A 21177-nucleotide genomic window follows, 5' to 3' on the forward strand; every position below is an offset into this window, starting at 1 on the left:
GCCAATGAGCAAGAAGATTCCGAACAAGCGAAAATTGCCTACCGAACTCTGCTATTCGCTGGCGACCAGGCAGTTCTCTCGCCTGCTTGGCCGCATCTACCAGAAACACATGCAACCCTCGGGAATATCGGCCGGCGATTTTGCTATTTTCGAATTCCTTTCCCAATGTGGCGAAATGACGATGGTTGAGCTCACGACGAAGCTGGTTATGGACCGGACGACCTTGGTGCGAACCCTAAAGCCCTTGCAAGACGCCGGGTACATCGTTGCAAAACCTGACCCCACGGAGCCCAGACGCTTGAACCTCCACCTCACGGATGCAGGGGATGCGAAGAGACGGGAAGCAACCGCGCTCTGGAACGCGGCCCAAGCGGAGGTCGAACGAACGATCGGCAAGCCGCAAGCTTTCGCTCTCCGTGAGAGTATCGAGAGCGCAGTCCACTCGACCTAGCCCAACACCATTGCGACCACTTCCCATGGTGACGTGTTTCTAATACGGTCACCGTTGTCTTCTTCGTTCTGCGATGTTACGTTGCCGTATGGCAGCTGTTGAAGATGTGACTCTCCCCCAAAAAAGAGGCCCCGCCGAACATACGGTGCGGGACCAGATCGTACATGCTGCCAACGGCTATTTCAGTCATTTCGGCTACGGCAAGACAACGATGAATGATCTTGCCAAAGCGATTGGTTTCTCGAAGGCGTACATTTACAAGTTTTTCGATTCCAAGCAGTCAATCGGCGAAGCGATCTGTGTCCAATGCCTGGCGAAGATCACCAATGCTGCCGAACGGTCTGCTATGGAACCTGGAGCCGCCTCAGAAAAAATAAGACGATATTTCAAGACATTGATCGAGAAAAATGTAGAGCTTTTTTTCGTTGATCGCCAACTGTATGAGATTGCCACCTATTCCACCAGCGAGAATTGGGTCTCGTCGCAAGAGCACACAGCACGAATAGAAAGTGTGGTGCGAATGCTAGTTTTGGAGGGCCGGGAGTCCGGTGAATTCGAAAGAAAAACGCCGATCGACGAGGTCTCGCGCGCAACGATGCAAGCTATGCAGTCATTTCTAAACCCAGCTATGCTTCAGCATAACCTCGATGCCGTTCCCGAAGGGTCCAATGAGGTTGTGAGCCTCATACTGCGGAGCCTGTCGCCATGAAGTGACCGATTGACAATTTGGTCACTGGTCATAATATGCAGTCCTTAACTTCTGAGGGCACGCATATGACGTCGACACGAAGACTGCTTTCCGCTTTACTCATCGGGGCTTCAACCCTTTCACTACAAGCCTGCGATAAGGCACAGACAGCGGAACAAGATCCCCGCACAGAACCACCGCTGGTGAAGTCCGCAGTAGTTACTGATCCCCAGCGTTCTGACCGAACGTTCACGGGTGTTGTTTCTGCTCGCGTCCAAAGCAGTCTCGGCTTTCGAATTGCCGGAAAGGTAACGGAGCGACTGGTGGATACCGGCCAGGTCGTTACGAGAGGCCAACCGCTCATGCGGATTGACAACACTGACTACGATCTCGGTATTACGGCTCAAAGGGCAGCCGTTGAAGCAGCCAAGGCCGAGCTCGCGCAAACGTCAGACGACGAACGGCGTTTCCGTTCCCTTGTCGGGTCCGGCGCCGTCTCTGAAACGAATTACAGTCGTGCAAAAGCTGCCGCTGACGTCGCCGTGGCGAAATTAAACGCCGCCGAGGCCCAGGTGAGAGTGACTGAAAACACAGCAAGTTATTCGGTGCTCGTGGCAGACTCCGACGGAACGGTAGTCGAAACACTTGCTGAGCCAGGTCAGGTCGTCGCTGCCGGTCAGCCCGTAGTGCGCCTGGCTCACGCTGGTCCACGCGAGGCGTCGATCGACCTCCCTGAGACGCTGCTCCCAAAGGTTGGATCCAGCGCAACGGCTACGGTCTTCAACAGCGGTCAAGGTGGCAATGCTGTCCTGCGCCAGCTTTCGAACTCTGCTGATCCAATAACCCGAACCTTCGAAGCACGCTACGTACTCGAGGGCGACGCGGCGTCAGCTCCCCTTGGCGCTACGATAAACATCACCATCGCGGAGGGTGGCCAGAAGCCATTTTATCGAATTCCGCTCAGCGCTTTGTTCGATCCCGGAACAGGTCCGGGAGTATGGATCATCAATGACAACAGCGAGGTACACTTCACGCCTGTAAAAGTTGCCTCCTTGGACGCCGAGAACGCCTCAATTTCGGAAGGCATTCAACAGGGAGCTCGCTTCGTGGCCTTGGGTGCACACCTGTTGCACGACTCTCAGAAAATCAGAACCGAGCAGGGTGTACAGTGATGGGCTTCAATCTCTCAGCTCTTGCGGTACGCGAGCGTGCAATTACACTCTTCCTGATCATTGCCATTACGGCCGCGGGTGGACTGGCCTTTCTGAAGCTTGGTCGCGCCGAGGACCCAAGCTTTACAATTAAGGTTTTGACAGTCGTAACAGCTTGGCCCGGCGCGACAGCGCAAGAGATGCAAGATCAAGTGGCCGAACCTCTTGAGAAGCGTCTCCAGGAACTGAAGTGGTACGACCGCGCCGAAACGTTTACCCGACCAGGGTTAGCGTTTACCACTCTCACACTGCGCGATAATACACCACCGGGTGAGGTGGCAGAACAGTTCTACCAGGCTCGCAAGAAGATGGGAGACGAAGCCTCGAAGCTTCCACAAGGCACCCTTGGACCGTTCGTGAATGACGAATATTCAGATGTTACCTTCGCTCTTTACGCACTGAAGGCCAAGGGCGAACCGCCACGCGTGCTGGCAAGGCAAGCAGAACAGCTTCGACAGCGAATGCTGCATGTGCCCGGGGTTAAGAAGATCAATATCATCGGAGAGCGCCCCGAGCGAATCTTCATAGAGTTCTCCCATGACAGGCTGTCCAACCTCGGCGTTATGCCCTCTGAGATCTTCCAAGCACTGGCAAACCAAAACCTCGTAACGCCGGCTGGTTCAATCCAGACCAACGGGCCGGAGGTCCAGGTTCGCGTAGATGGGAGTTTCGACGACCTCGACGTAATCCGCAATACACCGATCGTGTCTCAGGGACGAATGCTACGCCTCTCAGATGTTGCTGAAGTGAAGCGCGGCTACGAGGACCCGGCGACCTTCCTCATTCGCCATCAGGGTGAGCCTGCGCTGGAGCTTGGTGTCGTTATGCGGGACCGATGGAACGGCCTCGTACTCGGCGAGGCGCTCGAAAAGGAGGTCGCTTCGATATCGGCAGAGCTTCCGCTTGGCATGTCGCTTGTGAAAGTGACGGACCAAGCCGTGAACATCGCTGAAGCAATCGACGAGTTCATGCTCAAGTTCTTTGTAGCACTTGCGGTCGTGATCTTCGTAAGTCTGGTCAGCCTTGGCTGGCGTGTCGGTATCGTTGTGGCCGCCGCAGTACCACTGACACTCGCGGGCGTCTTTATGATCATGCAGGCTACCGGCCGCGATTTTGACCGCATCACGCTCGGTGCGTTGATCCTCGCCCTTGGTCTTTTGGTCGATGATGCGATTATCGTTATCGAAACCATGGTCGTGAAGATGGAAGAGGGCTTCGATCGCATCGTGGCCTCCGGCGAGGCGTGGGTTCATACCGCCTCTCCCCGGCTGGCAGGGGCCCTGGTTACGGCGATCGGCTTGATGCCAGTAGGCTTCGCTCAATCCAGCGCAGGCGAGTATGCCGGCAACATCTTTTGGATTGTCTTCTTCGCTCTCCTCACGTCATGGCTCGTTGCAGGCGCCTTCACGCCATACCTCGGCGTCAAGCTGCTCCCCGATATTGAGCCAATTCCTGGCGGGCATGCCGCCATTTACGGTACGCCAAATTACAATAGGCTCCGGTCGCTTGTGCAGCAGGCCGTCCGTTTCAAATACGCGGTCGTTGTCGCGGTGGTGGCGGTCTTTGCTGTCGCTGTCGTCGGCATGGGATTTCTGAAGAACCAGTTCTTTCCTGTCTCTGATCGTCCAGAGGTCTTCGTCGAGGTGCAGATGCCATATGGAACTGCGATCGAGCAGACAACCAAAGTGGTCGAACATGTCGAGGACTGGCTGAAGACGCAGCCAGAAGCTCTGATCGTGACTAGCTACATCGGACAGGGTGCGCCGCGTTTCTACCTTGCTATCGCACCGGAACTTCCCGATCCTTCCTTCGCGAAGATCGTGGTTCTTACCAAAGATCCGGAGACGCGTGAGATCCTCAAGCAAAAGGTACGGCAAGCTGCAGCCGACGGGCTCGCTCCAGGTGCTAAGATCCGCGCAAACCAGATCACATTCGGTCCCTACACGCAGTTCCCTGTGGCATTCAGGGTTTCTGGTAGCGATCCAGCGAAGCTGCGCCAGCTTGCAGGCCAAGTTAAACAGGCCATGGAAGCTAATGCCCACATGCGACAGGTGAACGTCGACTGGGGACAGCAGGTGCCGACCGTGCATTTTGTCCTCGATCAGGACCGACTGCGGGCAATTGGGTTGAACTCGCACGATGTATCACAACAACTTCAGTTCTACCTCACGGGCGTTCCGGTCACGCAAGTCAGAGAGGACATCCGAACGGTGGACGTGGTCGCGCGTAGCTTCGGCGACGAACGCCTTGACCCATCAAAAATCGGCAATTTCGTCCTTGTCGGTAACGCTGGTCAAAGAATTCCTTTGGACCAGATCGGTCGGACGGAAGTTAGGATGGAAGAGCCGATCATGAGACGGCGCGACCGCGTGCCTACTGTGACTGTACAGGGAGACATCGCAGAAGGTCAGCAGCCGCCAGACGTCTCGAACGAGATTTTCAAAACACTGGAGCCGATCATCAAGGCCCTGCCAACCGGCTACAAGATTGAAACCGGAGGGTCGATCGAGGAGGCTGGCAAGGCGAATGGTGCGCTTGCACCCGTGTTCCCTATTATGATCGCCTTGATGCTGACTGTGATCATAATCCAGACACGCTCCTTTGCGCACATGTTTATGGTGATCCTTACCGCTCCCCTGGCGTTGGTAGGCATGGTGCCGACCCTGTTGGTCTTCGATCAGCCGTTCGGATTCAATGCCATCCTCGGCTTCTTCGGCCTTGCGGGCATCATCATGCGAAACACTCTGATCCTGATCGGGCAGATCCACACGAACGAGCATGAAGGCCTAAGTCCGTTCGATGCAGTTGTCGAAGCAACGGTCCAGCGGGCTCGGCCTGTCATTCTGACGGCCATGGCAGCGGTTTTGGCTTTCATTCCGCTGACATTCTCCGTCTTCTGGTCGTCGCTGGCGTTCACACTCATTGGCGGAACCTTCGGCGGTACAATCCTAACTCTGCTTGGCCTCCCTGCGCTCTATGCGCTTTGGTTCAAAATCAAAGCAAGTGACAAACGCACTCCCGCCAACAGCGATGCCGCTCTCGATTCAGTAAGCGACCAGACTGCTAAGGCAGCGCATTCATAACAAAATGGGGGCGGTGCGAGTCGCCGCCCCGACCCGAGGGAAATTCATGGCCGTAAATGAAAGCGAACATTCGTCTGGTGTTGAAAAGGGTGCCGACAGGCGCAACGCAACCATACTGGCCTTCAGGCCCCGTGCAACGACCGATAGTTCCACCAAGAATCTGCCGGTCAGTCAGGAAGGCGCCGAAGAGCCGCCGCCGCAAGAAGTCTACGCTGCAAATATCCAGGCGCGGGAATTTTCGCTTTTTGATGTCTTTGTGCTAGGAGCGGCGGTTGGCGGGATTGCCGTGTACCTGGCACTAAATTTTCTCTGGAGCGATCGCTTTTTTGTCAGGCCTGAGCTGGACAACCAGTTGACACCTCATCGAGTGCAACAGTGCGAAAATTGTGATCGCGGAAGGCCTTGGTTGTCGCCCTACTAGCGCGTGAAAGAGGCGTCAAGGTCCAGCGCCTCCCCTATACGTTGCATCTGGATTTCCATCTTTGCCCGCGCTATATTCGCGAGCATGGCAGACACGAGGTTTCCGACAGCACTGCAAATCGTAGTGACAGCCGCAATTAATGAGCGGCAAGGCGTGCGAACGACGAGTTCGACACTTGCAGACTCGTTGGAAACCAACTCAAGTTTCGTTCGAAAGACGCTTTCGACCATGGCGAAGGCTGGGATTATTTCGGCATCCGAGGGCGCTCAGGGCGGCATCAAGCTAGCAAAGCCCGCTAACCAAATCACGCTACAAATGGTAAGGGATGCGACGACGCCTGATGCCAGGGCATGGGCGCAAAGGGATGTTTCACAGCCTGCTTGCCTTGTTACGCGCAATATCGGCGGCCTGAGCGAAATGCTCTGTTCTAAGGCTGACGACGCGATCGCGGGAGTGCTGTCGTCAATGACAATTGAGGATTGCCTTAACGAGCTCCATCGTCTTGACACTTCCCGTTAAGAACGGGAGCCCAACTGGGATATCGGGCTCCCGCCGGAACTACTGATCGGGAGGTCACCGCATCAGTATCGATGCGCATTCGTTCAACGCACCAATCTAAAGTTCGTAACCTGCAGATGCGCCGCAGGACGTTCTGTTGCAAGTGTTGTCGCACATCATCATAACTGTATCAAGAAAAATAACAGTTCAAGTAGCGTCGTTGCCATACAATCTCAGTATGGAGGCTATCCGCCTCAACATGCTGATATGGCCGGAGAAATACTGTATACGTTAACGGCCTTGTCGCATGGGGTTGGCAGCTGCGGCTCGGCATTGCGAAGGCGCGCGCTGTCGATGCAAGCGACAGCCTCCGATTGGTGCGCCCGAGCACCGGGCCGGGGCTTCCCCGGCCCGTCGCTGGAGATTATAATCAATGTCTGTTGTCGACCATCATCTTGTTAACGGGTGCATAATCCTGCCTGTTTTTAGGCGGGTAGTCGCTTTCTGCGGTGGCCAGATCCTTATCGACACCCGGAACGCCCAAACCTTCTGCACCACGGACAAGGTGCAAATGTACGTCATACCCCCGGCAGGGCTGCGGACGGAAAAGCTGTTCAGGGGCGCCCTAGCGATCGACGTACCGGGCATCGGTCAATGTCGACCTTATTTCCTTGACAGGCGACGCCAAAGACGACCCTCGATCGCCTTATGGGTTCATCATCCTTCGTCGGAATCGCAATTGCTGTCTGGAAAGTTTGTCGTGGATCCAAGGGACTTCGACAGGTTCGCCGAGCTAGAGTATCTCACCCGCGGCTTCGACGCTTCCGTTGCTAATGAAGTCTAGTTGGTTGATTGCCGTCTGTTCGCATCCAAGTCGAAACAAACCACCGTTCGACCGCGTGGTGCAGGCCATCCTCAGAATCAGAGCCCGGTTTTATGCCGAGGTGTGCGGTCCGCTCCCGATGAGTTTCCAAAAGCCGCTCGAAACCGATCAACCTCCCCCTTTGGTTCAATGAGGCAGGATCTTCGAAAAGGATTTCTAGGCCGGGGAGACGAGAGGCCTCAACATTCGCCCCCTCGCCTGCTCGCAAACGCTTAAGTAGCCATATCGCATTGGCGTAGAGACCCACAACATACTCTCGATTGGTCTTAAGGAGGCTCAGGTGTTTTTCCTGATGCCGGTCAAGGGTTTGAATCAAGTTGGAGGCAAGTTCAGGATTGGCTACCGCGATCGCAGAAATACTGAAAAGCGCGTCGAACACTTTGAAAGGATGTTCCGCAGCCAGCAGTACGCGCAGATAGTTGCCTAAAACGTCTGGCCCAAAGGCCTGGGCAGATTGGGCTGCAGCAATCGCATGCCACGAGGTTCGCTCACTCGTCAGCCAAAACGTGGGGGTCCATGTGTTCCATTGAAATTGCCTCGAGAGTTCGACAAGCCAAGGCCGGGCCTCAAGGGAACTTGCCGCCATCGCCAGCAAGCTCATCGTCTGTGTTGCCCGCCAATAGGAATGGACCCACTGTCTCGACCTTCGATCACTCTCGATAGCCTGAATGACCTTGACACGCGCCTGCTGCAGCAGAACCGATGTGATCGTTGCATGCTTGAGCGCGACTTTTTCAAAAAGCGGTGCATAGCTCATAACCCGATCGAAAAGGTAGGGGGGAATGCCGCTACCACGCTCGTAGACTGGAGACATTATCGACAGCGCCCTCCTCAGAACGGTGTCGGACGTCAGAGTGCGCCAGTAGACTTCTGCCAGATTAGTGTCCTCGCGAAGCAAGCTCGCCAACGGAATCACTTTAGCACCGGCTCTACCCGGTCGAACAGGAGTTACTGTACCGTCCGATGTGCTGAGCACAATTGCTCCACCCGCAGTTAATTCCAGCTCCGCAATTCCAGTGTCCCAGCGCCGCAATATTTTTGCCACAAGGCCTGTCAACTCGGCATTTGTCTCGAACGCGATGGCGGGCGCGACGGCATCGACTGCTTCACCGACGTTCAGCCCACTAAGGACGTCGTCCCGTTGAAGAATGTCCAGCAACTTCTCCATTTACATTCCAAATCCCCGTAACGTCGTGCGCTGCACAAAACCGTGATCTTGAGATCGCTGAATAGACATAGCACTAAGCTCCATTTATGGGCATATGCCTGTATTTGTCCACTAGGAGATTTGTGATGCTACAGAATGATAACAAACCGACGCGATACAAGGCGATTGGCTATGTTTCCCACGGGGGAGGCTTTCCGTTGGTGGAGTTTGAACGTGAGGTCCCCACCCCAAAAGACGACGAGCTTCTGATCAAAGTCATAGGGTCGTCTCTTAATCCGCTCGAGTTTAAGCTTGCAGATTTGAACTTCTTCGGGAATCAGCCACCCGTGGCTCTCGGCTTCGATGTCTCAGGCGTCGTCATTGCTGTCGGCAGCAAAGTAGATGCGTTTGAGCCTGGTGATGCCGTCGTTGCCATGGCGGACTGCAACGGCCATGGCGGTTGGGCGGCGACAGGGGGTGGCGGCTACGCGGTCGTTCGCCAGTTCCTCGCCGCCAAAAAGCCAGAGACGGTATCATTCAGCGAGGCCGGCGCACTCCCGGTATGCTTCCTTGCGGCGTTTCTCGGATTGTACGATCACGTAAAGCCGGGTGACGTCGTCTATATTCCAGGTGGCGGTGGCGGCGTTGGTCACCTTGCGATTCAAATAGCAGCTCGCGCTCTGGGCGCCTCACTCGTAATTAGCAGTGGGAGCACCGAAGAATCCAAAGCCCTGTTGGCTGCAAGCGGCGCTGGTGCCGTGATCGATTACAAGACCGAAGATGCGACCGCTCGCGTCAGAACGCTTACCGCAGGCCGCGGAGCAGATGTAGTTTTCGACCCGACCTACAATGAAGATAGCTACGTTAACTCGGCACATGCCGTACGCGACGGCGGCACTTGGATTGTCCTCGGTGTTGGGCCAGGCCGTACGACCCGAACGAAGGTGACGTATTCACCTGTTGACGAAATCCTTTCGGGGAAGGGCGCGGCGCATATCAATGCAAATGTCCTGACGTACTTCTCCAACGGCTATACATTTGATGAAGCGACAAAGGCTTACTTTCGAATGGCGATGGAGGCTTCCATGAGATGGCATATCGAAGGGAAGGTGCGTCCTAAAATCTCGAAGGAAATCAGGTCCTCGGTCGAGGAAATTAACGCAGGGCTCAGTGAACTGAAGAGGGCTTCAGGCGTCTACGGGAAGATTGCTGTCAACGTCGCTCATCCGTAGTCGTAACCACCCTAGCCATACGCCGCAGGGGTTTCGGGGGTGGAGTGGGTCGCTTTTGGCGCGAGGACGGCCTGCAGGAGCTTTTCAAGGGCGTTACAGGGCGCCTGGAGGTAGAGCGGGTCGGCGGTGGCGTACCGCTCCGTTATCGTCAGGCGCCCTCCTGCCCCGTGTCCAAGCTGCGCTCCGCAGCTCCACGGGTCAACCCCGTTCTGCCGCATCCAGCGCGCACAGAAATGCCGGATGGAATACAGGTTATGGCTGTTGGTGTTCTTGCCATCATGCGGCAGGAAGTGTTTTCCGTATGTATAGGGCCGGGATAGGATCACGTCTTTCGCCACGGTCCCGAGCGACACGTTATGGCCTTCCCAATAGTCGATGCAATCAAACGTGCCGGTGGCGGTAGCCTGAATAAAGAAGACCGCGCTCGGGTCGCCACTCTCGCTCTTGCTGTGGGTGAGATCCCACCATGTGAAGACGGGCCGGTTCGGGTCATAAGGCACGTCCCCGATGCGCCCTGCCCGCTCAAGGGCCTCAAACTCCTCGCGCCAGTAAGCTCCTTCGGCAAAGGTTCGGGGGTGCCCTTCCCATACGTTCTGGTACCCCGCAGGATCGTCACGCAGCATGTCCAGGCGCTCCTGTTCAAGCACGCTCGGAAACCATGGGTTTTGATCCCAGTTCACCTTCTTGACTAAGGCGTTGGTCGGCTGCTTGAGGACAAAGCGCTGGTAGGTCGGCGCATCCTCGACGTCCGGGTTGAACGTTACCCAGATCTCCGAGCCGTCCTTACGCACGGTTGGTGTCAAGTTGCGCCAGCTCGGCTCGGAAACGTTCTGCGCCTCTTCAACCCACACAATATCCGCGCCTTCCAGCGACTTGACAGTGGCGCCTTCCTGCTTGCTCAGCCCCTTGAAGATGAACTCCGAGCCGATATCGTTGAAGATGCAGTTGTCTTGGATGGTGAACGGCAGACCAAATAGCTTGATCTGGTCGGAGAGGAGCTGGTGGACACTCTCTTGAATGCTGTTCTGAAATTCGCGGGCGCAGACCACCCGCAGCGGCGTATGGTGCGCAAGGTTTACGAGCGCCCGTGCCGCAGCCCAGCTTTTTCCCGAACCACGACCGCCATAGTAGACCTTATACCGGTGAGGCTCGAAGAGGCCGGAGAACGCCTCCGGTATTTCGATGCTGCTCACTCATCGGAGCTTCCCTTGGGCTTTACCAGCTTCACAACCAGCTCGCCGCGCGTGACCACGGGATTATCGCCCTGCCCGCCAATGTTAAGGGACTGAGACGGCTTGCCTTCGAGGCGATCAAAAACCCGATCAATGCTGGCGAGATCGCCGTTCTTCGCCATTGACACGAGCTTGGCACAGATATGCTCAAGCTGCGTCACCTCATACTCGACGCCTTCGTTATCGACAACGGTATCGGCTATGTTGAGGAGGTCGCGAAGTATGGTTTTGATATTGCGGGTACCGGGCTTCTTGCCCTCCGGGTTGCCGGACTGGAACGGCGTGCCGACAGGCATCCCGTCAGGACGCTTGGCCGCTGCTTTGCCGCTGCTCTTACTCACACCCGAATCCTGCCGCAGGTTGTATCTGCTGGCAACACTGATATGCATAGAGCAACGAATGGCTGGAGGCAGGGATGGGTGACTTCGAGAGAACTTTTGGTGCCGGAGCCGATGCGGCAAATATTATCGACGGCTACACAAAGCCGCGCTCAAACTCGACCCCAGAGGCTCAACGCCCACCCTTTGTCCGGCCGGACGGTATGTCGGATATTGAGCACGACCTATTTTTGGAACTTCGCGCCGCGGCTGACGAGATGGCCGAGAACTACGGGGTGCTCGTGGGCATGACGAACTGGCAGATTCTTGGCATTGTCGCAGCTATGCCAAAGACCGTCGAGGAGCTTAAAGCGTTCCCTGGTGTTGATCGCGTTGGATGCGGGCCACTGTTCTGGAACTACCTTGAGGCCACAAGAGCGAAGATCGCCGCCATCCCGCAAAGGCGACTCTCGGATGGCGAGATAATTGCCAATTACGCAGCCGAGCTTCGCGAGAAGTACAACAGATAAACTTCTTCGCGCTGCAGGGTACCGTCCCAACCTTAGCTGATGCGCTGATGAACGTCTTGGAGGGTCAGGAACACAGACGCGTGCGTGCCATCAACATAAACAAGGCGGTCGTTGCCTACCCACCCGACAAAGCCAAGCTTGGCTAGCTCGGCAACAAGGGCAAACGGGTCCGCAGCTTTCCAGCATGTGAACATGAATTAAACTCCAAACGCGAAACGAGCCGCAGAATATCAACTTTTTCGTTGAAGAACCAGATGGCTATACTTCCAACTTGCCCGCGATACAGGCAGTCCTAAGTTGAGCCGGAGTTTGCTATGGCGCCGAGGAAGCCGAAGAAGGATATGGACGGGGACGACGATATGCTTGAGGGAGCCGCACTATCCGCTGGGAAGGCCTTGGAGAAGGCTGGCGTATGGAAAGCGCTGCTTCTCCCCGCCTCTAAGGTCCTTGGCGACTTCATGGGCAAGCGCACCCAGGAGTGGGTAGACGGGCTGGACGAGCGGCGCGCCAAGAACGTCGAAGCGCATTATGCGAAGATGAAGACCATCGAGCACATCGATCCACCGAAGAACGGGCCAACCGAGCGGCAGTTTACGGCGTTGGTGGAGTGGACGGCGGAGGCGCAAACGGTAGACCCCGAAGCCGAGCCGGAGCTTGCGGCATTGTGGCAGTCCCTGCTTGGTGACATTTACCGCAACGATCCTTACGCGGACGAGCTGGCGAGCATCCTGAAGAATATGACGAGGGCTGATGCGCGGATGTTCCTGAACGGACGTTACCACCGCAAGCCGTTCATTCTCTTTCGCGAGATGGACCGCAACGACATCGGGCCGCCCTATATCGAACGTTTTAAGCAATGGGGGCTCATAAGCCGCAGGATGGCGGTCGAGCGGATCACATTGATCTTGGCCGTCAGTTTTGTGGGCGGTACATCGGGGCTTCTTGCAAGTCGAGCGCCCTACTTCAAAGCCTTGTTATTTCCTTCGAGCGAATCCGCATCGGGGTTGTGGACGTGGTCGCTCGCCGTCACGATAGCCTCTCTCCTCGCCATCTTCATGTCCACCTTCATTATGGACATTGCCCGGATGGAGCTGACCCCGCTAGGCAGGAGGCTTTACTACAGTGGGCGGCGTTACCTTGACGCGCCCACGCCGCCGATAGCTCAGCCTGAACCGCCCGAACCGGCCAAGCCCGCACCGCGAGCGCGGCGGACGAAGAAAACCTGACTTCAATCGGCCTTTTTGCCGGACCTTACGGCGCTGACCAGCTGAGTGATCAGCGAATAGATCTGCGGGTCGATGTGCGCTGGATCAAGCGTGGAGAAGGTCGAGTTGCGGTCGATATTCCAGTGCTGGAATGCTTCTTTGACCTCTGAAGGCGTAAGCCTGTCGCCGTACGCCCTAAGGAAGAATTTGCCGAATTGGATCGCATGAATGCGGTCGGAGGACTTCAGGGATTCGCTCATGTAGGACTTGCCGAGCGAGTACGCATATTTCGCGAGCGCCGCTAGGACGCCAATCATTACGATGTTGAGGATAAGGAGCGAAATGGGAAGAATGTACGAAGCCTGAGACACTGCTGGCGCGGCTGTCAAGACTGTCCATATCGAGTAACTGGTAAGTCCGAGAACCATCATCAGAAACACCACCCCGGCAATGTACCAACTGATCGCCCAATTCCTATGATATGTTGGATTGCAGCGGAGACGGCCCGTGTGGACGCTTACCGCGCCCTTATGGACACTTTCCGGACATCCGACGAGGCCAAGGCCCTCCGCGTTGCGGAAGACGCCGAGAAACGCGCTAAGGACGCCTATGCAAAGGCGCTCCAAGGCGACAAACCTGAAACGTAAGAACAAGACAATGGAACTGATACGAGGATTTAAACCTGCCACCGAAATTGAGCGAGCCTTTGCGGCAGAGAAGTATAAACAGGTGCGCACGGAAATCTCCGGCCGCCAGCCTGTCGAAGGAAATCCGATATTCCCCCGCCCCGGCCGCGAACATTGGTGCCGGAAACGCCGACAGGGTTCAGCGCATGCACCCATTGTCTCAAAACGAAGCCAGCAAGCTGTTTCTACAAGGTTGCCGCCCTTGCCCGGGGCGTCAGCTACAAATGCCGTGATTGTCATACAGCCTATTGTCGAGAGCGCTACGAGAAGCAAAAGCGCCTTAAGTCAGCCTAAGCGGCTTCAACCAGCTCCACCCGGCACTCACCGGGTTTTATTTCGTCCGCCTGCCCCCAGCGCAGCCGGATATCGACAATTTGGCGATCGTCTTCCAGCACGCCCCAACGCGTCAGCGTATCGCCAACAGCCTCTCTAGATTCGCAACGTCCCGCCGCCGCTTGTCCGGACGCCCGAAGGTATAGCAAGCGACGACATCACCATTCAGGCGGATGATTCCGGAAGGCCGGAATGCGTCTGCTTCCTTTTCCCATGTGCGATATTTGGCTGTTTTAATGCGCCCGCCGCGCGCGACGTTCATGAACAGGCTGTTGACCGAGGGCGGGAATGGCATAAAAGCGATAAAAGACTTCATGCCGAATATTAGATAGAAACAAGCCAAACTGCACTTGAATAACGCATGTCGGGTTTCTGTTGATTACTGAGATACAATCAAACAACAAGTCGGATTTCGCAGCTTCGCTCAAGAAACTGGGCGGTTTGGCGCTCGCCGGACCAGGCGCACTAAGTGTTGTCGGAGAATTCAGCGACAAACTGGACCTGTCCGGTCTCCTTACACGCATCGCCGCGAATTTTCGCACCGTTACGAATTCGCTATGGCATGCACTGGAAGGCTGGCTACACTTCAGGCTGCCGCTCGCTCCGGCCAGCCTAACCATGTTCTGTTTGCTGGTTATTCCAGTATTTTTCCAATCCGCCTCGCTCAAGCGACACAAAGAAGGCGAACTCCTGATAACACTGTCATTGATATTTACATATCTCCTGACACTATACCTTCATCCCGCCTTGAATAATTATACCCTCATCTTTATTTCAGTATTTTATCTGATAGCAGCATGCCTATACTCGATATTTCCTAATGATACAGGTAAATTCGACCAATTAACTCGTAGCCTGATATTGTTCAGCGTAATTATTGCTGCTTTTCAGTACTTTTACGGTGATCCATACACTATGCTCGACAGACTTCTTGGTGGCACTCCGGCGATTGACCCGTCTGTATTTGCGAGCCTTGATTTCGTTCCTATTGCCGCCGTCATTTTAATAACTGTACGGCGAGTGTCACTAGGCTCCCCGGGTCCTCTGTATGTCGCTCTCTTGGCTACAGGGCTTCTCGCAATCGATAAATTTTCAACTATTGTGAAGCCCGCGATTGACGGGTGGCTTTCATCAATTGGCGCCTAAAGTCCGAACCGTCTTGCATGGCTTTTCAAGAAGGCCGCCCTTCACTCAGGTTTCGCTTGGTTCCGATACCAGCGGTTCCAGTTGACGCCCTTCCCCCGCTCCTTCGGATCGAATGGCTCCCCGCCGTACTTCTCCATGAACGTCTCGGCATGGGCCTTCGTGGCAAAGCAATGGACGTTGTAGTGCCGGTCCTCATGGAAGATGAAGTGCATTCGCTCGCAGCGAAGCAGGCGCTTTCCGTGGCAGAAAGCGTCCTGCTCCGCGCCAAGCTTGCCGAGGGACAGCTCGGCGAGCAGAGCGACTTGATGGGGGTACATCCGGTCAATCGTGGCCGGGGTGATTTCGCCTTTGCGTCGGGACATGGCGACGTATGTTCACGATACGTTCACTCAAGTCAAGACGAGGTATACAGGCGATCGCACATGTTTTGGCGGTTTATGGACAGATCGGCGAGGCCGTTGGTCAGTTCCTCCTCTGTCAGGTAATCCCCGCCGTCGAGGATCATGTCCCCCATCTGAAACCCCAGCCGTGTCGAGGTGTCCCAAAACTTTTTCGCTTCTTCGGTCGGCGTGGTCTGCCGGAATATCCGGGCATGCTCGGCCAGAAGCTTGACCTTGGCAGTGAGTACCTTCAGATCCTTGTTTGCGGTGTAGGGCTTCTTCATCACCAAGCTCCACATCGGAGCGCCCATGATGTTATCCACGTCCTCATTCATTGCGAGGCAAAGCTGCGTCCGCTGGGAAAGCATGGCGGCTTGCTGCGCGGAATCACTCGACGAGGCCGCTTCGTAGGCCTGCCATACCGCGACCCCCGCCGATACGACGGTTGCGGCCAGCATGGCGAATTCGAGAGCCAGTCTTCCGTTTGCCACCATCAATCCCCCACTCGCGTTCAAGTTTGGCGATGTATGCATCATTTTCGCCAGATTCGGCCAACAGCTTTTGAAGCAGGGCATCATCGCCGCAATACTCAGCAATCAGGCGGGCTTCGTAAGCAGGGTCAAACACTAGGTTGCCCTTGCATAATGATGTGCAAATTCCGAGGTAATCCGCCCCCTGATTCCGAAATGATGTCGCCCCCTGATTCCGAGAAATAGTCGCCCCCTCGTTCCGAGATGATGCCGCCCCCTTTTGAGGCATCTTTCAAGGGTGGTCTGCAGGTGTGAAGTTTCTTCCCTTGAGGTCGAGGAGGAAGGAACGCAATGCCTGCGGAGAGAGGTGGAGATGCGGCGTGTCCGCGAGATACTGAGATATCGGTTTGAGCAAGGACTTGGGCACAAGTCGATTGCGGTGCGGGTTGGGACTGCGCCGTCGACGGTGCGCGAGACGCTACGGCGTGCAGCGGTTGCTGGCCTGTCGTGGCCCCTTGGTGACGACGTCAGCGATGCAGTCCTGGAGGCGGCGCTCTACAGGGGGGCCGGGACGAAGATAGGACACCGCCGCGCGCCGGAACCAGATTGGGCGCAGGTCCACCGCGAGCTGAAGCGCAAGCATGTGACGCTGCAGATCCTATGGGACGAATACATCGGTCTTCATCCGGATGGTTATCGCTATAGTCGATACTGCGACCTTTATCGCGGCTGGGCGTTGAAGCTACCGGTCACGATGCGGCAGGATCATGCAGCCGGCGACAAGCTGTTCGTCGATTATGCCGGCGACACCGTTAGCGTCGTAGTCGACCGATTGTCTGGCATGACACGACAGGCCCACCTGTTCGTTGCGGTCATGGGTGCATCGAGCCTCTCCTACGCCCAGGCGCGCTGGAGCGAAACGCTTCCCGACTGGATTGAATGCCATATCCAGGCGCTGGGGTTCTTCGGCGGCGCGCCGGCGTTGCTTGTTCCGGACAATGCCAAGGTGGCGATCATCAAGGCGTGCCACTTCGATCCTCAGGTCAACCGGACGTATAGCGCGATGGCGACGCATTATGGTAGCGCCGTCCTGCCGACGCGGCCGAGACGCCCTCGTGACAAGGCGAAAGTCGAGGCCGCGGTTCGTATCGTCGAACGCTGGCTGTTGGGCCGCCTTCGCCATCGCACCTTCTACAATCTCGCCGAGGTCAACGCCGCGATCGCCGACTTGCTGCATGATCTCAACGACAGGCGGGCCCTCCGTCGGGTCGGCGTCACGCGCCGCCAATTATTCGAAGAGCTTGACCGGCCTGCTCTAAGGCCATTGCCTGTGGAACGCTATGTCTTTGCGGAATGGCGTATCCGGCGTGCCGGATTGGATTACCACGTCGAGATCGAGCGGCATTATTACTCCGTCCCTTATCGCTTCGCTCGCGAGCAAGTCGAGGCGCGCATCACCGCCAATACGATCGAGATTTTCCACAAAGGCGAACGGATAGCCGCTCATCGCCGCTCCAGCGGCAACGGCAAGCACACGACGACCCCCGATCACATGCCCTCGGCCCACCGCCGTTTTGCCGACTGGACGATCGAACGCATTCAACGCGAGGCCACGTCCATCGGGCCGGAGGTTGCGTTGCTATGCGAAAAGATCCTCTCCGACCGGCCGCACCCGGAGCAGGGCTTTCGAGCCTGCATGGGAATTATCCGTCTGAACAAGGGCTTTGGGCGCGACAGAGTGAATGCTGCTTGCAGCCGTGCGCTGGAGATCGGAGCCCGGACCTACGGTTCGGTGCGCTCCATCCTCGACAATCATCTCGATCGAGCCGCCACCACCAATGGACCAGCCTCGCATGAGCCTATCCACCACGAAAACATCCGCGGACCTCGCTACTACCACTAAGGAGAAAGAAGAATGCTTGCTCATCCAACACTCGACAAACTCAACGCCATGGGCTTGGCCGGCATGGCAAAGGCCTTTGGGGAGCTCATCTCCAACGGTGAAGCCGAACAGCTCTCGCACGCTGAGTGGCTGGGATTGCTGCTCGAACGGGAATGGAGTTCCCGCTACGATCGCAAGCTTGCTGCCCGGCTCAGGTTCGCCAAGCTGCGCCACCAGGCGACCCCCGAAGATGTCGACTATCGCAGTGCACGCGGCCTCGATCGAGCACTCTTCATGAAGCTTCTCGGGGGCGACTGGATTAATGCTCACGACAATCTGGCAATCTGCGGCCCCTCAGGTGTCGGAAAAAGCTGGCTAGCTTGCGCACTCGGTCACAAGGCGTGCCGTGACGATCGCTCTGTTCTTTATCAGCGTGTCCCAAGGCTGTTTGCCCAGCTCGCGCTTGCTCGCGGCGACGGCAGGTATGTCCGGCTGCAACGGACACTGGGTCATGTCCAGGTCTTGATCCTGGATGATTGGGGTCTCGAACCGCTCAACGAACAGGCGCGACACGATCTGTTGGAAATACTCGAGGACCGCTATGGCCGCCGGTCAACGATCATTACGAGCCAGCTCCCCGTATCCGCCTGGCATGGCGTCATCGGAGACCCGACCTATGCCGATGCTATCCTGGATCGCCTCGTCCACAACGCCCACCGCGTCGAGTTAAGCGGCGATAGTATGCGCCGAAACCTGCCGCGCAGCGCTTGACACCAAGCCTGAACGAACTGAAAACAATACTTGCCTGCAAACCTCCTCGAAAAGGGGGCGAGATCATCCCGGAATCACGGGGCGCAATCATCTCGGAACAAAGGGGCGGCTTCATCGGAATCGGCATAATGATGAACAGGTCCGGCTGGCGGTGAGCTTCCTCAATCCGGCGGCAAGCCGTCTCGAAATAACCAGCGTCCATTTCGATGCCGATGAACTTACGGCCCGTTTGCACGCATGCTACGCCGGTCGTTCCGCTGCCCATGAATGGGTCAAGAATAACTTGCTCAGGCATCGAGAACAGATCCACTAACTGCTTCATCAGTCGGATCGGCTTTTTGGTCGGATGTTCATTTAGTAGGCCACCGTGACCATAGCCAGCGTCACTCTTCGGACAGACGAAGACGCCGTGCTTGCCGCCACCATTCCATCGGCTCCGGCCTTGCCCATGCCAATGCATTACAATGGATTCATAACCCATCCCCGGCCGGTCACCCGTAAACTGTGGCGCTCCATCTGGTTTAACCCAAATGCCAGTGCGCTTGTATTTGGCGCCATGCATCACCTGCCGCCATTTGTGGACGCCTTCGACTTGGCAGAACACGAGACTCCAACCTCGAGACACGCGTTGGATCTCCGCCGAAACACCAGCCCGCAAGTCATCGCTCACTTGATCGAAGTTGATTGGAAGATGGTCTACACGTCGGTTTCGCCCTACCCTCTTATCCATCTTTCCGAGGAGACGGCGCACCTTGGTATGAGCTTCAGCTTCATACGGCGGATCGGTGATGACATGATCGGCTTGTGCGATATGTTTCAGCGCCTCCATGCAATCGGCATGGTAAAGCTCACAGCTACCAATTGTGACCTTTGTTAAATTCATTCATTGGATTTTCTCTTGTATTTATCTGCAGCGACACATCGCTATCGGGGCGGGTCGAGCTATGCCGTCAATCCCAACTGCCGCCGCCGCGCCTCGACCATCTGTCGGTCACGCTCGGCATTTGCCAGTCGTGCAGCCTCTATACGGTCAGCCGCGGCTTTCATCTCGTCAACTGACGGCGCCGCCTTCTCGCCGGGAATGACATCGTTCCAGCCTTCACGGTTTAGCCAGGTCGTCGGGTGCGGGATGTAGCGCCCGTCGTCCTTGGTCCATTGATCCGAGGCCTTCCATCGCCGGAGCGATGCAAGCACGGTGCTTAGATCTGGCTTTTTGGTTTTCCATGCTGACAGCGCCCTGGGTTTCCCGACCTTATTCGGATAGGCGGACCAGAACTCAGCGAAGTCAGTTTCGACCCGCGCCTTATTGGAGGGTTCATTGGAATGTTCAGATGGAGAGTTAGTATGAACCTCCTTCACCCCACCACATGAAGCAGGTTCACCCCCGAGGTGAACGTCCTTCACCCCACATGTTGTCGCGGGGTGAATCTCCTTCACCCCATCAGGCCAGCGAGCTACGTGCTCGTTTGCCGCCCATTTGCTGCCCTTCATTTCCCGCTTGCTGGCAACGATCCAGCCTTCATCCTCAGCGATTTGCAGGTGGGTGATTACCGAACGCTCCGACAGGGAGCAGAGCTTCGCCAGCCGCTCTTGGCTAGGAAACATCGGGCCGCCCATATCGTTCAGGTGGCTGGCTAGGGCCTGAAGCACGAGCTTCGTGGTGACTTGGAGCTTCGATTCAAAAATGGCTTGGCGCCACGTCCAGACGCGGCTCAATGCTCGATCTCCAGAAGGGAGACAGTTCCTGATGGATGCGCCGCCGCTTTGTTCACGACTCTTCCAATGGAGTTGATGGCGTCCTTCAGCCTTGCTACCTCCCTATCGGAACTCAAGCCCCGGCGAAGCTCAGCGACTGCGTTTCCGGCATCGTAGATGCTAGAAGAGCGCGGAAGGTTCAGAACGTCGAATAGCTCGCCCCACCGAGCGTTGGCTTCCTCCATCCTTACTTCTGCCCGCTTGGACCCTCGCTCAAAGGCGTCTTGTTCTTTCGCAGCACAGGCGGCGTCAATTTCGTTAATTCTCGTCTGCTTAGCCTTCAGCATGCGATCAGCGTCGTCCAAGCGGGCTTCAGCGTTCCGCTTGTTCCGGAGGTAGTCGGCTTACTTCGTCACCTATGCGCCTGCGAAGCTGCTGCATCATCCGGTGCTCTTGTTCCCATGAACGCCGCTCGGGGACCTGCAGCCGCTTAAGCCCGTCAATAAGAAGTTTCAGCAGAGCGGCTTGTGGTAGCGTCACCCTGCCCAAGGTTGGTCCCTTTATCGTTTTAAAGGTGCCACTATCTGGGTAAAACCAGATCAGACCGCACCCATTGGGAATATCCGATTTTTGCACCAACCCCTTCGGGGTGCAGAAAAATACGGCGCCGGCGAACTCAAAATACTTTTGCCACTTACCGCTTGTAACGTCTGAACGGAAATCGGCGATGCTGATCTTGCACTCATATGCCGTAGGCAGAGGGTGCATGTAGCTTTTCATGAGGGTATAGACGTCGGGCCGAGGACTGCCGCTTGGGCCGAGTTGCATGTCCTCCCAAACCATGCGGTCGCCGTTGGCACGCAGATGAGCCGCCAGCTTATTCATTAAATCGTCGTGCTTGATGGAATGATCCACA

General features: G+C 56.4%; 23 protein-coding genes. 12 read left to right on the forward strand and 11 right to left on the reverse strand.

The window, feature by feature from the left end:
• Positions 1 to 4 precede the first annotated feature (4 nt).
• From ACEN84_RS30835 to ACEN84_RS30860, 6 genes are all read left to right on the forward strand, one after another.
• On the forward strand, positions 5 to 451 hold the full coding sequence (locus tag ACEN84_RS30835) for a MarR family winged helix-turn-helix transcriptional regulator (protein WP_413711744.1): 447 nt from the start codon (positions 5 to 7) through the stop codon (positions 449 to 451).
• An 88-nt stretch (positions 452 to 539) separates the two neighbouring features.
• Complete coding sequence (locus ACEN84_RS30840; protein ID WP_413711745.1) at positions 540 to 1160, forward strand: TetR/AcrR family transcriptional regulator; 621 nt, start codon at positions 540 to 542, stop codon at positions 1158 to 1160.
• A gap of 65 nt (positions 1161 to 1225) precedes the next feature.
• Positions 1226 to 2311 carry an efflux RND transporter periplasmic adaptor subunit gene (locus ACEN84_RS30845; RefSeq protein WP_413711746.1) on the forward strand — a complete coding sequence of 362 codons (1086 nt, stop codon included), beginning with the start codon at positions 1226 to 1228 and terminating at the stop codon, positions 2309 to 2311.
• Entirely contained in the window at positions 2311 to 5433 is a 3123-nt protein-coding gene (locus ACEN84_RS30850) for an efflux RND transporter permease subunit (RefSeq protein ID WP_413711747.1), read from the forward strand. The genes ACEN84_RS30845 and ACEN84_RS30850 overlap by 1 nt, the downstream gene beginning before the upstream one ends.
• Positions 5434 to 5479: 46 nt before the next feature.
• Complete coding sequence (locus ACEN84_RS30855; protein WP_413711748.1) at positions 5480 to 5854, forward strand: hypothetical protein; 375 nt, start codon at positions 5480 to 5482, stop codon at positions 5852 to 5854.
• An 84-nt stretch (positions 5855 to 5938) separates the two neighbouring features.
• Positions 5939 to 6373, forward strand: coding sequence for an RrF2 family transcriptional regulator (locus ACEN84_RS30860; RefSeq protein ID WP_413711749.1), 435 nt, complete (start codon positions 5939 to 5941; stop codon positions 6371 to 6373).
• Positions 6374 to 7182: 809 nt separating this feature from the next.
• On the opposite strand, the gene ACEN84_RS30865 is transcribed toward ACEN84_RS30860, so the two are convergent.
• On the reverse strand, positions 7183 to 8403 hold the full coding sequence (locus ACEN84_RS30865) for a hypothetical protein (RefSeq protein ID WP_413711750.1): 1221 nt from the start codon (positions 8401 to 8403) through the stop codon (positions 7183 to 7185).
• A gap of 125 nt (positions 8404 to 8528) precedes the next feature.
• Between ACEN84_RS30865 and ACEN84_RS30870 the strand changes: the two genes are divergently transcribed.
• The gene (locus tag ACEN84_RS30870) at positions 8529 to 9614 is read left to right on the forward strand and encodes a quinone oxidoreductase family protein (protein WP_413711751.1); all 1086 of its coding nucleotides are present in this window, start codon (positions 8529 to 8531) and stop codon (positions 9612 to 9614) included.
• An 11-nt stretch (positions 9615 to 9625) separates the two neighbouring features.
• On the opposite strand, the gene ACEN84_RS30875 is transcribed toward ACEN84_RS30870, so the two are convergent.
• Together ACEN84_RS30875 and ACEN84_RS30880 are read right to left on the reverse strand one after the other, a co-directional pair.
• Positions 9626 to 10807 (reverse strand): PBSX family phage terminase large subunit, encoded by a 1182-nt coding sequence (locus tag ACEN84_RS30875; protein ID WP_413711752.1) that lies wholly within the window; start codon positions 10805 to 10807, stop codon positions 9626 to 9628.
• On the reverse strand, positions 10804 to 11235 hold the full coding sequence (locus ACEN84_RS30880; RefSeq protein ID WP_413711753.1) for a DUF5681 domain-containing protein: 432 nt from the start codon (positions 11233 to 11235) through the stop codon (positions 10804 to 10806). Before ACEN84_RS30880 ends, ACEN84_RS30875 begins: the two co-directional genes overlap by 4 nt.
• A 26-nt stretch (positions 11236 to 11261) precedes the next feature.
• On the opposite strand from ACEN84_RS30880, the gene ACEN84_RS30885 reads away from it, so the two are divergent.
• Both ACEN84_RS30885 and ACEN84_RS30890 read left to right on the forward strand, forming a co-directional pair.
• Complete coding sequence (locus ACEN84_RS30885; RefSeq protein WP_413711754.1) at positions 11262 to 11693, forward strand: hypothetical protein; 432 nt, start codon at positions 11262 to 11264, stop codon at positions 11691 to 11693.
• Positions 11694 to 12007: 314 nt separating this feature from the next.
• Positions 12008 to 12919, forward strand: a complete 912-nt coding sequence (locus ACEN84_RS30890; protein WP_413711755.1) for a hypothetical protein — start codon at positions 12008 to 12010, stop codon at positions 12917 to 12919.
• 2 nt (positions 12920 to 12921) lie between these two features.
• Here ACEN84_RS30890 and ACEN84_RS30895 read toward each other — a convergent pair whose 3' ends face one another.
• Both ACEN84_RS30895 and ACEN84_RS30900 read right to left on the reverse strand, forming a co-directional pair.
• On the reverse strand, positions 12922 to 13329 hold the full coding sequence (locus tag ACEN84_RS30895) for a hypothetical protein (protein WP_413711756.1): 408 nt from the start codon (positions 13327 to 13329) through the stop codon (positions 12922 to 12924).
• Between the two features lie 661 nt (positions 13330 to 13990).
• The gene (locus ACEN84_RS30900) at positions 13991 to 14233 is read right to left on the reverse strand and encodes a hypothetical protein (protein WP_413711757.1); all 243 of its coding nucleotides are present in this window, start codon (positions 14231 to 14233) and stop codon (positions 13991 to 13993) included.
• A gap of 59 nt (positions 14234 to 14292) precedes the next feature.
• Between ACEN84_RS30900 and ACEN84_RS30905 the strand changes: the two genes are divergently transcribed.
• Entirely contained in the window at positions 14293 to 15063 is a 771-nt protein-coding gene (locus ACEN84_RS30905; RefSeq protein ID WP_413711758.1) for a hypothetical protein, read from the forward strand.
• Positions 15064 to 15104: 41 nt separating this feature from the next.
• On the opposite strand, the gene ACEN84_RS30910 is transcribed toward ACEN84_RS30905, so the two are convergent.
• Together ACEN84_RS30910 and ACEN84_RS30915 are read right to left on the reverse strand one after the other, a co-directional pair.
• Entirely contained in the window at positions 15105 to 15425 is a 321-nt protein-coding gene (locus tag ACEN84_RS30910; protein ID WP_413711759.1) for a hypothetical protein, read from the reverse strand.
• 32 nt (positions 15426 to 15457) lie between these two features.
• On the reverse strand, positions 15458 to 16039 hold the full coding sequence (locus ACEN84_RS30915) for a hypothetical protein (RefSeq protein WP_413711760.1): 582 nt from the start codon (positions 16037 to 16039) through the stop codon (positions 15458 to 15460).
• 247 nt (positions 16040 to 16286) lie between these two features.
• On the opposite strand from ACEN84_RS30915, the gene istA reads away from it, so the two are divergent.
• Positions 16287 to 17816, forward strand: coding sequence for an IS21 family transposase (gene istA, locus ACEN84_RS30920; RefSeq protein ID WP_413711658.1), 1530 nt, complete (start codon positions 16287 to 16289; stop codon positions 17814 to 17816).
• Between the two features lie 12 nt (positions 17817 to 17828).
• Complete coding sequence (gene istB, locus ACEN84_RS30925; protein WP_413711657.1) at positions 17829 to 18566, forward strand: IS21-like element helper ATPase IstB; 738 nt, start codon at positions 17829 to 17831, stop codon at positions 18564 to 18566.
• On the opposite strand, the gene ACEN84_RS30930 is transcribed toward istB, so the two are convergent.
• From ACEN84_RS30930 to ACEN84_RS30945, 4 genes are read right to left on the reverse strand one after another with little or no spacing between them, the layout of a single operon-like run.
• Positions 18481 to 19449: a DNA-methyltransferase gene (locus ACEN84_RS30930; RefSeq protein WP_413711761.1), complete on the reverse strand. Its 969-nt coding sequence runs from the start codon at positions 19447 to 19449 to the stop codon at positions 18481 to 18483. The two genes, istB and ACEN84_RS30930, sit on opposite strands and share 86 nt — an antisense overlap.
• A 59-nt stretch (positions 19450 to 19508) precedes the next feature.
• Entirely contained in the window at positions 19509 to 20282 is a 774-nt protein-coding gene (locus ACEN84_RS30935) for a helix-turn-helix domain-containing protein (RefSeq protein ID WP_413711762.1), read from the reverse strand.
• Entirely contained in the window at positions 20279 to 20608 is a 330-nt protein-coding gene (locus tag ACEN84_RS30940; protein ID WP_413711763.1) for a hypothetical protein, read from the reverse strand. The genes ACEN84_RS30935 and ACEN84_RS30940 overlap by 4 nt, the downstream gene beginning before the upstream one ends.
• A 25-nt stretch (positions 20609 to 20633) precedes the next feature.
• A complete protein-coding gene (locus tag ACEN84_RS30945; RefSeq protein WP_413711764.1) occupies positions 20634 to 21176 on the reverse strand; it encodes an MmcB family DNA repair protein in 543 nt (180 codons plus the stop codon).
• Position 21177: the final 1 nt, after the last annotated feature.

It is taken from the genome of Rhizobium sp. Rhizsp82, assembly GCF_047325115.1.
Classification (GTDB): domain Bacteria; phylum Pseudomonadota; class Alphaproteobacteria; order Rhizobiales; family Rhizobiaceae; genus Rhizobium.